This window comes from Ornithinibacillus halotolerans (genome assembly GCF_014637405.1).
GTDB lineage: Bacteria > Bacillota > Bacilli > Bacillales > Amphibacillaceae > Ornithinibacillus > Ornithinibacillus halotolerans.
Window position 1 is genome coordinate 177,616 of record NZ_BMEY01000006.1, and the last position, 12,073, is coordinate 189,688.

The window sequence follows — 12,073 nt, forward strand, 5'->3', positions numbered from 1 at the left end:
GAGTGAATAAAGAAAGGAAATGAAGTTGATAAAGCATCTCCAATTGATTTCCAAATAAAAGGAAAGAAATGGAGTTGACCTAATACGTCATTCCATTCGAAACTTATCTACTAGAATGATATGATGGATGCAATATGCTTTGAAAAGGAAAGAGTATCTATGAATCTATCAATTTTATATGAAGACAATCATTTATTATTAGTGGAAAAGCCGGTTAATATACCTGTTCAAGCGGATAATAGTGGGGATCTTGATTTCTTAACTATGTTGAAAGAAGACATAAAAGTTCGTTATCAAAAGCCTGGAAATGTATATTTAGGGCTGGTCCATCGTTTAGACCGGCCAGTTGGCGGGGTAATGGTTTTTGCAAAAACTTCTAAAGCAGCATCAAGATTGTCCGACATGCTCAGAAGACGTGTTATAGAGAGAAACTATTTAGCAGTTGTACACGGGAAAATCGACCAGAAGAATGGACAGTTAGTACATTATTTATTCAAAGATAAACGTAAAAACCATGTATATGCTGTTTCAAAAGATCATAATCAAGCTAAAAAAGCAGTACTGGAATATGAGGTAATAGACTCCAAGGATAATTTAAGTCTACTTTCTGTTAATCTCATTACAGGAAGACCACATCAGATACGGGTTCAACTTTCTACGATTGGCCACCCCTTATACGGAGATCAAAAATATGGAAAACATCTTAATAAAGTGGGGCAGCAAATTGCACTTTGGGCACACTCTATTCACTTTGAGCACCCGGTTAAAAAAGAGCCACTAGATTTATATTCCTATCCTCCGAATAAAGACCCATGGAAGTTGTGGGATAGTATTTTACAACAAAAAGTGGGTACAATCTAAGATGCTAGTATACAAAACAAATGTTATAATAGTAAACCACATAGGATTTTACCTAGAAAGTCAAGTGTAACTGGAGGGGAATTATGACTTTTATTACTTCTTGGATTGAAAACCTTAATCTCAATCCTACATTAACGAACTATCTCATCGTTATCACGAAGATTCTTTTTGTAGCGGTGATAAGTATAATCGCAAACTTTATAACAAAGAAAATTGTCGTTCGTCTAATAACAAAGATTCTATCTAGAAATCAGTTTAAATGGGATGATGTGTTAATTGAAAGAAAGGTCTTCCATAGACTATCCCATATTGTTCCAGCAATCATTATTTATTCTTTTGCTGGGGTATTTGGGCCAGATTTTCAAACATTAATTGAAAAGCTGTCCAATGCTTATATTATTATCATTATGATACTAGTCGTTAATGGCATCTTAAATGCGATTAATGATATTTATAGAACTTATGAAATTTCAAAAACAAGACCAATCAAAGGATTTATCCAAGTAGGAAATATCGTTGTCGTTGCCATTGGTGCAATCCTCATGATTGCCAACCTAATTGGTGAAAGTCCAGTAATTTTATTAGGTGGAATTGGTGCATTATCTGCCGTCATCATGTTAGTATTCCAAGATTCTATTTTAGGACTTGTGGCGGGGGTTCAGTTAACTACCAATGACATGGTTCGTGTGGGAGATTGGATTGAAATGCCGAAGTATAATGCGGATGGCGATGTCATTGATATTACTTTAAATACAGTTAAGGTTCAAAACTTTGATAATACCATTACGATGATTCCTGCTTATGCACTTGTATCCGACTCATTCAAAAACTGGCGAGGGATGCAGGATGCTGGTGGTAGACGAATTAAACGATCCGTAAATATTGATACAGCTAGTATCGGTTTCTGTACACCAGAAATGATTAGTAAGCTAAAAAATATTCAAGTCATCGCGGAATATATTGAAAAACGAGAAAAGGAAATTGAAGAATATAATACGGAACATCAAATTAATCGCAGTAATCCTGTTAATGGTCGAGCAATGACTAATATTGGTGTGTTCCGTGCCTATGTGGAAAATTATTTAAAGCGTCATCCCGGAATCAAGCAGGATATGACGATTATGGTAAGGCAGCTTGCTCCGACAGAAACAGGCTTGCCACTCGAAATATATGCATTTACGAATGATACGAGATGGGCAGTTTACGAAAGTATCCAGTCTGATATTTTTGACCATCTGTATGCAGTAGCACCAGAGTTCGGAATACGAATTTTCCAAAACCCATCTGGCAATGACATGAGAGCAATGGTTGGAGAATTAGACCAGACAAATAATGAATAAGAAAGAGCAGTAGAATAAAGACTTTAAAAAAACCTCTCCAAAGAAATTTGGAAAGGTTTTTTATTTATTTCTTAAGCCAAAACAACCATCAGTACTACCGAAACCCCATTAAATAACCCATGAATTATCATAGCTGGATATACAGATTTTGTTTTTTCATATGTCCAAGCGAACACAACACCAGATACAAATGTATAAGGTAAAGAATTATAAGTTGGAATATGGACTAGCATAAATATGAAAGAACTAACTAGAATACCATTTAATACACCATACTTTGTCCTTAGCCATCGATAAAGAAAACCACGATAAAATATCTCCTCATATATAGGTGAAATAATAGCTGCAGAAACAAATGCTATAAGAATATTAATAGTGGAAAGCCTGGATTGTACACTTTCGGTTTTGTTATTGTCCGTTCCTATATTAAATAAAAACTCTAATATATAAGATAACATTATCGAAATAATAATTAGAAAGACTGTCCACCCAATAATATTACCTAGATAACGGATTGGAAATGGTTGTAGACCAACTTCCTTCCAGCCTAACTTCTTTGGCCTTATAGCAATAAAATAAAGTCCACCAATAAATATAATGGACATAATAAAACCAGTTAGTGTTCCAGCATATAAATCATTTTGAAAAAAGTTCGTCAATGCATTTTGTAATAAAAATTCAATGAAAAAAGGTACTAGAATGAGTACGAGAACAAGCATAGATATGAATTCTTTCCAAGTCCAAGGGATATTTCTGAACAATTCGATTTTTTTATTCAAACTGATTTCCTCCTAAATTAAATATGTTATATTTATTGTAATTGGTGACGTAACGTAACCCGCAAGTACAAATTTTGGAGGAATTTAATATGCAATATTATACGACAGGAGAAGTTGCTGAAAAACTGAGTATTTCCGTAAGAACATTGCGCTATTATGATCAAATTGAACTAATGAGTCCTAGCCATAAAGACGATAATGGAAAAAGATTGTATAGTAATTCTGATTTAATCAATTTAGAAAAGATAACGATTTTAAAAATGTTAAATTTATCATTACGCGATATTAAGAAAGTTCTTTCACAAATTACTACAGAACAACTTCTCCGAGCACATTTACAATCACTAGAACAACAAAAGGAAGAATTGGAATCCTCAATTAATAACACGAACACATTGATAAATTTCGTGCATTTAGAAGGTGAGCTGAAGTGGGAACAGTTAATGTCATTAATTGATGAGGCGAAGAATAGGAAGGTAACGGATTGGAATAAATATTTTAATGAAGAAGAAGAGACAAGATTAAAAGAACAATTACCAAAGATGGACAATAATAATAATCAAATTAGAAAATGGATTAATATAATCCGCAGAGTTGAAAATTGTTTAGAGAGAAATATGCATCCATCTTCAAAAGAAGCACAAATATTAGCCGAAGATGTATTAATCTTATCTGAAGAATTATTTGGTGGCGATCAAGGGTTAGCGGAGAAGTTTTATGAAATTAGAAAATCCCAAGAAAAGTCACAGGAGATGAATTTATACCCAGTGGAACCAAGTATAATAGATTATATGGAAAAGGCAATTGAATTTTATGAGCTGGAAATTTCTAAAAGTATCTAGTTATTAATTGAAAAAAGAGGAAGGAGGATAACCCACCCTCCTTCCTTTACAATTCTTCTTTTTGTTTCTCATACGCTGCAAAATAATCTTTTAACTCATCTTCCGCACTAGTCTCTGTTAGTGGTACTTCATTTCGATAGGCAGCTCGACAAATAACATGAGCCGCAACAGGTGCAGTAAGAAATACAAACACAATCCCAAGTATTAATCGGATACTGAAATAGCCCTCAGATATAAGGAAATATAGCAGTGTACCGATTAATACAAATAGCACTCCAACAGTAGAGGCTTTAGAACCAGCATGGGAACGTGTGTAAACGTCAGGCAATCGTACTAAACCAATGGCACTAATTAAACTTACAATAGTCCCAATGAAAATTAAGACACCCGCAATGACCTCAGCGCTTTCGTTCAATGACAACACCTCTTTCAAGGAACCTGGCAAATGCTATAGTCCCAATAAACGACAGAATACCGATTAATAATATAAGTTCAAAGAATGCATGGGTATCGAGATAAACAGAAAAAATAGCAATACCGGCTATTAGATTGATGCCAATCGCATCAAGTGCTTGAACTCGGTCAGCACTTGAAGGTCCTTTAATGAGCCTATAAATATTAAATAGAATGGCAATCGTTAGAATAATTAATGATAAAATCATAAAAATATTAAACATATTTTCTCGTCACATCCTTAATGGCCCGTTCAAAAATAATTTGTGATTTGAGGACAGAGTCTTTTGATTCAGGTACATCCATCGCATGTACATATAAGCTTTTTCCGTCTGGAGTAACCTCCATCACGACTGAACCTGGAGTTAGACAGATGAGTAATGAAATTAATGTTATTTCAATATCACCTTCTAAATCGGTATCAATTCGAAATATTCCAGGGGTAATATTAATCTTCGGGCGTAATACTTGCTTGATAACGAGTATTGCAGAACCTAAAAGTTCACGGGCAAACACATAAATAAGTTTCAATGCCGCCCACACGAAGAGTATATAAAAGGGCTTATTAAAAAAGCGTCGCATGAAAAATAAAATAATTAAACCTACGATATAGCCACTTAAGAAACTTAAAAATTTCCACTCGTCTTGGAAAAACATCCAAAGGAAGGCAATAAAGATATTTAATAAAATTTGAAAAGGCATAACACACTTCCTTTCTGTTCAGTTGACTTTTGATAGGTAAGAGGGAAGAATTTAATTAATATTCTGGCTGCGGGCTTGTAGAGAAGCTTCAATATCAAGGAATCTCATTTCCGCCAAACACTGCATCAATATACATTTGTGGATTTAATAGTCCATCAACTGCTAACTCTACATAACCATTAATTAGTTCAGCACCTAATCCAAGACCAATGGTTAATACAGTAAGAAAAACGATTGGGATCATAACGCCTTTTGTCGTTCCTTTTTCTTCATCTTCACTTATAATTGTTTCTCCCCAGAATGCATTCATGAATATTTTAAAGATCGAATAAAGAATCATTAGACTAACGATTAATCCAATTGCACCAAGCCAAAAATATCCTGCCTCAAATGCTCCTCTAGTTATAAAGATTTTTCCTATAAATCCACCTAGTGGAGGAATACCAATTAACGATAAAGCTGCAATAAAGAACATCCACCCTAAGTATGGATGGTTACGAATCAATCCACTCATCTCTTTTAGATTTGAAGTACCAGTTAAATAAATGATCACTCCACCAATAAGGAAAATTAATGATTTGACAATCATGTCATTAATTAAATAATAGATGGAGCCTAATGTCCCACTTTCGGTAAAAGCAGCAATTCCTGCTAAAATAAATCCTGTTCCAATAATGACATTATAGGTTAGAATCTTATTAATATCCCAATACCCAACAGCACCAATTCCACCTAATATTAAAGTCAAAGCAGCTAAAATTCCAATAAACAAATGGGTTACTTCAGGTTCATGGTAGAAGATCAATGTAAACATCCGAATAATCGCATAGATACCCACTTTAGTTAATAGTGCTGCAAATACAGCCGAGATAGCTGCTGGTGGTGCGCTGTATGAACCAGGGAGCCAGTAGAATAGAAATAATCCAGCTTTAATCCCAAATACTAATAAGAAAAGAATCGCAACAGTTGTGATGAACCCATCTTGCCCAGATTCTGCAATACGAACTGATATATGGGCCAAATTTAATGTTCCTGTTACTCGGTACATATAGGCAATTCCGATTAAGAAAAAGGCCGAAGATAAAATATTAATAATGACATATTTCATTGTTTCTCTTAGTTGTTTTTTCTGTCCACCTAAAGATACAAGCACATAGGAAGCTAGTAAAAGCACTTCAAAGAAAACATATAAGTTGAATAAATCCCCAGTTAAAAATGATCCATTAACACCTGTAATTAAAAACAAAAACAGTGAATGAAAATAATGATTCTCTCGATTCCTTCCAATTGTTTGAAAAGAAAAGAGTATGCAGCAAAATGCAACAACACTAGTTGTCAACACGAGTAAAATAGCAAACATATCAGCTACAAGACCAATTCCAAATGGTGCTTGCCATCCACCTAATTGCAAAGTTTGTGTACCATTTGCCGAAACTTGATTCATTATTAGGATAGAAATCCCAGTTACAATTGCAAGTGTAATAATAGCAAGCAATCGTTGCAGTCGTATTTGTTTTGGTAATAGGATAAATATCAATCCAGCTATCAACGGCAAAATAACTGGGAATATTAATAAATTATTCATGTTCATTTCCCCTTAAGTTGTTCATATCGTCCGTTCCATGTTTTTTGTACGTACGATAGCTTAATACGAGTAAAAAAGCTGTAACTGCAAAGTTAATAACGATTGCCGTTAAAATTAAAGCTTGTGGGACCGCATCTGTAAATCCACGATCCGAATTGGATAATAGAGGTGGACCACCTGTTTTTAATCCTCCCATAACAATTATCATAATATTAATTGCGTGACTGATGAGGGACAAACCTAAAATTATACGGAGCATTTGATTGGACAGAATTAAATACGTACCAATGGAGAATAGTATTCCAATTACGATTGCCATTAATGATTCCATTACAACTCATCCTCACTTATGCTCGTTATGATGGTGATAGCTGTCCCTATTACTGCTAGCGCTACCCCAACATCGAATAATACTGCTGTTGCTAGTTCAGTCTCACCAAAAACAGGTAAATCAAAATATCCAAATGTTTGCTCTAAAAAATTATCCCCGTAAAACATGCCAGCAAGCCCAGTGAAAACAGCAATTAATACACCTATGGCTGCCATTTTTTTATAATCTATAGGTAAATTACGTTGAATACTCTCAATATCAAAAGAAAGATAGAGGAGGACAATTCCAGCAGCCGTTGTTAATCCTCCAATAAATCCACCACCTGGAAAATGGTGTCCTGCCCAAAATAAATCGATCGAAAAGGTGAAAATAATGATAGCAGCTAATTTCGTTACCGTGTGTAAAATGACATCATTCGCTTTAGGTTTCATTGGCTATCATCTCCTTTTGGTCGAAGCTTTATCAATGTATAAACACCAATGCCAGCAATAAATAATACTGCTATTTCCAGCATCGTATCAAATCCTCTAAAATCAACGAGAATCGCATTAACAATATTTTTAGCACCAGCTAATTCATAGGCATTCTCAAAGAATTCATTGATTGGTGTAAATAACCGATGTCCCGTAGCGACTAATGTCATGATGGTAACAGTTACACCTACTAATATAGATACGATTAAATTCGTAAGTTTAAATTTCATTTTCTCTATTCTTTTGCCTAGCTTAGGCAGATGGTAGAAACAGAGTAAAAATAATGCTGTCGTTGCAGTTTCAACAACCATTTGGGTTAAAGCAAGGTCAGGTGCTCGGAAAATAACAAAAAGCATGACCATAATATAGCCAACCGCTCCTAAAGAAACGATGGCAGTAATTCGATTTGTTGTTAAAAGGGTTGTAAAAGCTGCAGCAACCATTGCAATTACAATACCAATGTCATAAATGGTGATATATGAATTCGTAGAAAAATCAAATGAAATTCCATCAAAGCCAACTAATGCAATAATTAGTACAGAAAATGTAACAATAAAAATATAGAGTAAATAATGACGAATATTACCGGTCATGTAGCGATCTGTTAAAGATACCGATTTCTTTTCCATATTTTCTAACCCTGACATATATAAGCTATTAATACTTAATTGGTCAGGAAATACACGAAAAATAATGGTCCATCTCTTAATGGAGAAGAAGAGTAACAAACCAAAAACAATGACTCCAATCGTCATCCAAAGTTCCGTTCCAAATCCATGCCACGCTATAATTTCAAACGCAGGTACCTCCGCGGAGAGGGTTGCATATAGAGCAGGATTTAAAAGATACTTTCCTATTAAATTAGGGAAGAAGAAAACAAACACGACAAGTAAACCTAAAATTATTGGTGGGATAAGCATCCCGATAGGTGCTTCGTGTACTTTTTCTTTTGGAAGCCGACTTTGATTCAATTCACCTAAAAATGGTTTTACTAATAGAATGAAACAATAAATGAAAGTAAATACACTTGCTACCCAGGCAACAACAGGAAAGATGCTCGTTAGCCATTCTAAACTAAACATATTCACTTCTGTTGCACGTAGCATTCCTGTAAAGAACATTTCTTTACTTAAGAAACCGTTAAAAGGTGGTAATCCAGCCATAGCTAGACTTCCGATTAATGCAATCGTAAATGTGGCTGGCATAATAGCCATCAACCCACCTAATCGCCTAATATCGCGAGTACCTGTTTCATGGTCAATGATTCCAACAACCATAAATAATGCGCCTTTAAATGTTGCATGATTAAATAAATGAAACAGTGCAGCAAATAGTGCAAATGCATAGAATGTTTGTGCTTCACCGTTTGTATAGTAAAGGGCAGCCGATCCAACCCCTAGTAAACTCATTATCAAACCTAATTGACTAATAGTAGAAAATGCAAGTAATGCTTTCAGGTCCGTCTGCCTTACTGCACGGAACGAGCCGTACATTAGTGTGACTAAGCCAATTCCACTAACTAGCCAAAACCATGTTGCACTTCCACCAAAAATAGGCGTCATTCGAGCAACTAGATAAATACCTGCTTTTACCATCGTTGCGGAGTGTAAATAGGCACTAACAGGTGTTGGTGCTTCCATCGCATCGGGTAACCAAATACTGAACGGGAACTGAGCAGACTTCGTAAAGGCTCCGATTAAAATTAGAATTAATGCAGGAATGAAAAGACTACTTTCCTTTATTATTCCAACATTAGCAATCATTTCTCTAATGCTATAAGTGTCTGCAATAATGGAAAGAATGATTAGACCAGCTAACATAGCCAGTCCACCAAATACGGTGATAATCATCGCTTTCAATGCACCAGCACGTGATTTTTTTCGTTCATACCAATACGCGATGAGTAAGAAAGAAGAAACACTAGTTAGTTCCCAAAGTGTATAAAGTACTAATACATGATCCGAACTTACAAGTCCGAGCATTGCCCCCATGAATAGTAAAAGGTAAATATAAAAATTGTGTAATGCCTCACGGTTTTTATCCATATAAAAGATGGAATAGACAACGACTAAAGTTCCAACTCCACTAATAATTAACCCGAATAAAAGTGCTAATCCATCCATATATATATCAAAATTAATACCCAATGAAGGAATCCAAGGCATAGAAAATGCATGATAATTTCCCTTTGAAATAGATGGAATGAACAATAGATAATTAATAAAAATAAATAATGGAACAAAAACAACTATCCATCCTAAGTGAATATTAAGTTTTTTATAAATAAAGGGAATAAAGATACATGCAAGAAATGGTAGTAAAATTAAAAAGTGCAAAAAGCTCAAAAAACCCACTCCCTATTGAAATATAAGAAAAATTTATTAAAATAATTGTTTACATTAATACCATTGACTGTTTTAAGGGCATAATGATATAGTCATACATAGTTTCAATCTAAAGCTATTTTTTATTTATAGAATCATACTACTTACGTAATAAAATATAAAAAAACAACCATAGTTTTTTTAAAAATTTTGAGGTGAATATATTATGGAAACTAATAAAGGGCAATATGATGAAAGCATATTAGTATGTGTACATTATGGCCCAAACGGTGCACGCCTTATTAAGCGAGGCTGTAAAATTGCCAAGATGCTTGGGTGTCCGTTATATATTCTGACAGTAGATGCAAAGCCATTTGATGAAATGGATGCAGAGAAATCATTTTATGTCGAGTCATGGAAACAACTAGCAGAAGACCATAACGTTACCGAATTTATTATTCGTGAAAATGAAAAGCGCCCAGTTGCGAAAGTAATCGCAGAAGTTGCTAGAGAAAAGCATGTGACACAAATCATTCTTGGTCAAACTGCTCAAAGTCGATGGGAACAAATAACGAAAGGCTCCTTAATCAACACGCTTCTTCATGACATTCCATTTGTGGATTTGCATATTATTTCCGTTACACGATATATTCGCAATGAAAATGGTCAGTTTCAAAAAGGAATTAGAGCATATCTAGTAAAAGATGGAGATTCATATCAATTAACATTTAAGCATTCTCATTCGGTTGACTACGAAGGAATCTTTTTTAAAGAACAAGGAACGGACTTCGATAATGGAATCTTTAAATTTATGAAAGACAAGGAAATGTTTACTGTTCAAGTAACAGACGGTATTGTAAAAGAATTGAAAAAAGTAGAAGTTAATTTAGATTTAGAACGAGAAAGAAAGTCATAATGGGTAGGGTTAGATCTTTTCGAATGAAGGGATTTAACCCTTTTATTTTTATAAATTGACGTCCACTTTTACTAAATTCTTTTCTTCTTCTGTTATTCCGATATACTTTAATGTTTCCTGTCGTGAGTTATGATGGAACATATTCATTAATATCGATATCGCGACCCCTTTACGATAGGCATGATAACCAAATGTCTTCCGCATCGTATGGAGACCCGTGTTACCTTCCACACCAGCTTGCACTGCAGCTGATTTAATAATTCGATAGGCTTGCTGTCTCGTTATCGGTTTTTCATTTCGTGTTGACTTAAACAGGTAATCCGATTGATTTATTTTATTACTTTTCACATATTTGTTTAGAGCTTTATAGACTTGATTATTTAAATAATGTAATTTAGTATCCCCTGTTTTAGTATCAACAATATGAAGAAATTCCTTGATATTTTCTCCATTCCAAACATCTTCCACCTTTAAAAACAATAAATCTTGTGGATTTAATCCTGTATTAATTCCAATAACAAATAAGAGATAGTCCCTTAGAGAGGACTTCTCTAGAATATTTTTCATATCATTTATTTTAGATATATCTTTAATAGGAACTACGTATTCCATTCGCTTACTCTCCGTTAATTTAACATAACTTAATTCTAGCATAGGTTATGTAACATCATCAATTTTGATGTATGTGACAGAATTGTGAACAAGTGCGGGTGTTTTTCTTTTTATTTAAACTTTAAAAAAAGAGTTGTTTGATTTCTGATTATTGCAAAAACCCCTTTGATTATTTGGTATAATTAAAGGTATTAGTGAATAATTCCAATTTGGTTATAGAAAATTTAAAACTGGGGGTAGTTATGAAAAGGTTAACGTTACAGAAAACCATTATTGGTTTGGTAATTTTATTGATTAGTGTGCCAGCAATATATTTTTCCATACAGATCATTACCCTTTGGTCACAAGGTATAGGTAAAGTAGGAAATGACTCTGAGAAGTATTATTATTCTACTTTTCCAGTTGAAGGAGTCTACGATGTTGAAATTGACTTGGGTAATATAGAAAGTAATAAAGGTAAAGTGTTATATGAAGAAAATGGCTTGGAAATTCAAGTTTCTGATGTAGTTGTAAAGGAGAGTTCGGAATCTATTATTTATTTTCGGGCAATTGGCCATGCTAACTTGAATGGTGCAATGTTAGTATCAGGACTGGAGCATACTGAAAATAGTACAGATGCTAAGTTTAATGCAAAAGCCAATATTGAATATGAAGGAGCGACTTTTGAGTTAGAACCCAATTCCTATTCTGCATTAGAATATAAAGACGGGGATGAGTTTTCCTTTTATTTATTTCCACAAGATATAGAATTAGATGTAGAAGAAGTATTAACAGTAACTGTATCCGTTTCAAATTTGCAGTTAAATTGGTGGATGATGAAGGATCTATTTCAAAGATAGAAAAGTTAATTCCACA

Annotated in this window: 14 protein-coding genes; 5 read left to right on the plus strand and 9 right to left on the minus strand. The window is 34.1% G+C overall.

The annotated features are described in order from the left end of the window. Positions 1-159: 159 nt before the first annotated feature. Both IEV35_RS07870 and IEV35_RS07875 read left to right on the plus strand, forming a co-directional pair. On the plus strand, positions 160-861 hold the full coding sequence (locus tag IEV35_RS07870) for an RluA family pseudouridine synthase (RefSeq protein WP_188384108.1): 702 nt from the start codon (positions 160-162) through the stop codon (positions 859-861). An 83-nt stretch (positions 862-944) separates the two neighbouring features. Next, positions 945-2,201 carry a mechanosensitive ion channel family protein gene (locus IEV35_RS07875; RefSeq protein WP_188384109.1) on the plus strand — a complete coding sequence of 419 codons (1,257 nt, stop codon included), beginning with the start codon at positions 945-947 and terminating at the stop codon, positions 2,199-2,201. 71 nt (positions 2,202-2,272) lie between these two features. Here the strand turns inward: IEV35_RS07875 and IEV35_RS07880 are convergent, their stop codons facing one another. Beyond that, positions 2,273-2,980, minus strand: coding sequence for a CPBP family intramembrane glutamic endopeptidase MrtD (locus tag IEV35_RS07880; RefSeq protein ID WP_308419774.1), 708 nt, complete (start codon positions 2,978-2,980; stop codon positions 2,273-2,275). Between the two features lie 89 nt (positions 2,981-3,069). Here IEV35_RS07880 and IEV35_RS07885 point away from each other — a divergent pair, with 89 nt between their 5' ends. Further along, a complete protein-coding gene (locus tag IEV35_RS07885) occupies positions 3,070-3,822 on the plus strand; it encodes a MerR family transcriptional regulator (protein ID WP_188384110.1) in 753 nt (250 codons plus the stop codon). A 46-nt stretch (positions 3,823-3,868) separates the two neighbouring features. Here IEV35_RS07885 and IEV35_RS07890 read toward each other — a convergent pair whose 3' ends face one another. The 7 genes from IEV35_RS07890 to IEV35_RS07920 form a co-directional block, all read right to left on the minus strand. Next, positions 3,869-4,237, minus strand: a complete 369-nt coding sequence (locus tag IEV35_RS07890) for a Na+/H+ antiporter subunit G (RefSeq protein WP_188384111.1) — start codon at positions 4,235-4,237, stop codon at positions 3,869-3,871. After that, positions 4,221-4,499, minus strand: a complete 279-nt coding sequence (locus tag IEV35_RS07895) for a Na(+)/H(+) antiporter subunit F1 (protein WP_188384112.1) — start codon at positions 4,497-4,499, stop codon at positions 4,221-4,223. The genes IEV35_RS07890 and IEV35_RS07895 overlap by 17 nt, the downstream gene beginning before the upstream one ends. Next, positions 4,492-4,977, minus strand: a complete 486-nt coding sequence (locus IEV35_RS07900) for a Na+/H+ antiporter subunit E (RefSeq protein WP_188384113.1) — start codon at positions 4,975-4,977, stop codon at positions 4,492-4,494. The genes IEV35_RS07895 and IEV35_RS07900 overlap by 8 nt, the downstream gene beginning before the upstream one ends. Positions 4,978-5,071: 94 nt before the next feature. Next, positions 5,072-6,562: a Na+/H+ antiporter subunit D gene (locus IEV35_RS07905; RefSeq protein ID WP_188384114.1), complete on the minus strand. Its 1,491-nt coding sequence runs from the start codon at positions 6,560-6,562 to the stop codon at positions 5,072-5,074. Then, complete coding sequence (locus IEV35_RS07910) at positions 6,555-6,893, minus strand: Na(+)/H(+) antiporter subunit C (RefSeq protein WP_188384115.1); 339 nt, start codon at positions 6,891-6,893, stop codon at positions 6,555-6,557. Before IEV35_RS07910 ends, IEV35_RS07905 begins: the two co-directional genes overlap by 8 nt. Then, positions 6,893-7,324, minus strand: a complete 432-nt coding sequence (locus IEV35_RS07915; protein WP_188384116.1) for a Na(+)/H(+) antiporter subunit B — start codon at positions 7,322-7,324, stop codon at positions 6,893-6,895. Before IEV35_RS07915 ends, IEV35_RS07910 begins: the two co-directional genes overlap by 1 nt. Continuing rightward, the gene (locus tag IEV35_RS07920; protein WP_188384117.1) at positions 7,321-9,711 is read right to left on the minus strand and encodes a Na+/H+ antiporter subunit A; all 2,391 of its coding nucleotides are present in this window, start codon (positions 9,709-9,711) and stop codon (positions 7,321-7,323) included. The genes IEV35_RS07915 and IEV35_RS07920 overlap by 4 nt, the downstream gene beginning before the upstream one ends. A gap of 205 nt (positions 9,712-9,916) precedes the next feature. Between IEV35_RS07920 and IEV35_RS07925 the strand changes: the two genes are divergently transcribed. After that, positions 9,917-10,606 (plus strand): universal stress protein, encoded by a 690-nt coding sequence (locus IEV35_RS07925; protein WP_188384118.1) that lies wholly within the window; start codon positions 9,917-9,919, stop codon positions 10,604-10,606. A gap of 48 nt (positions 10,607-10,654) precedes the next feature. Here the strand turns inward: IEV35_RS07925 and IEV35_RS07930 are convergent, their stop codons facing one another. Then, a complete protein-coding gene (locus IEV35_RS07930; RefSeq protein WP_188384119.1) occupies positions 10,655-11,218 on the minus strand; it encodes a tyrosine-type recombinase/integrase in 564 nt (187 codons plus the stop codon). A 242-nt stretch (positions 11,219-11,460) separates the two neighbouring features. On the opposite strand from IEV35_RS07930, the gene IEV35_RS07935 reads away from it, so the two are divergent. After that, positions 11,461-12,057, plus strand: coding sequence for a hypothetical protein (locus IEV35_RS07935; RefSeq protein WP_188384120.1), 597 nt, complete (start codon positions 11,461-11,463; stop codon positions 12,055-12,057). The last annotated feature ends 16 nt before the right edge of the window (positions 12,058-12,073 follow it).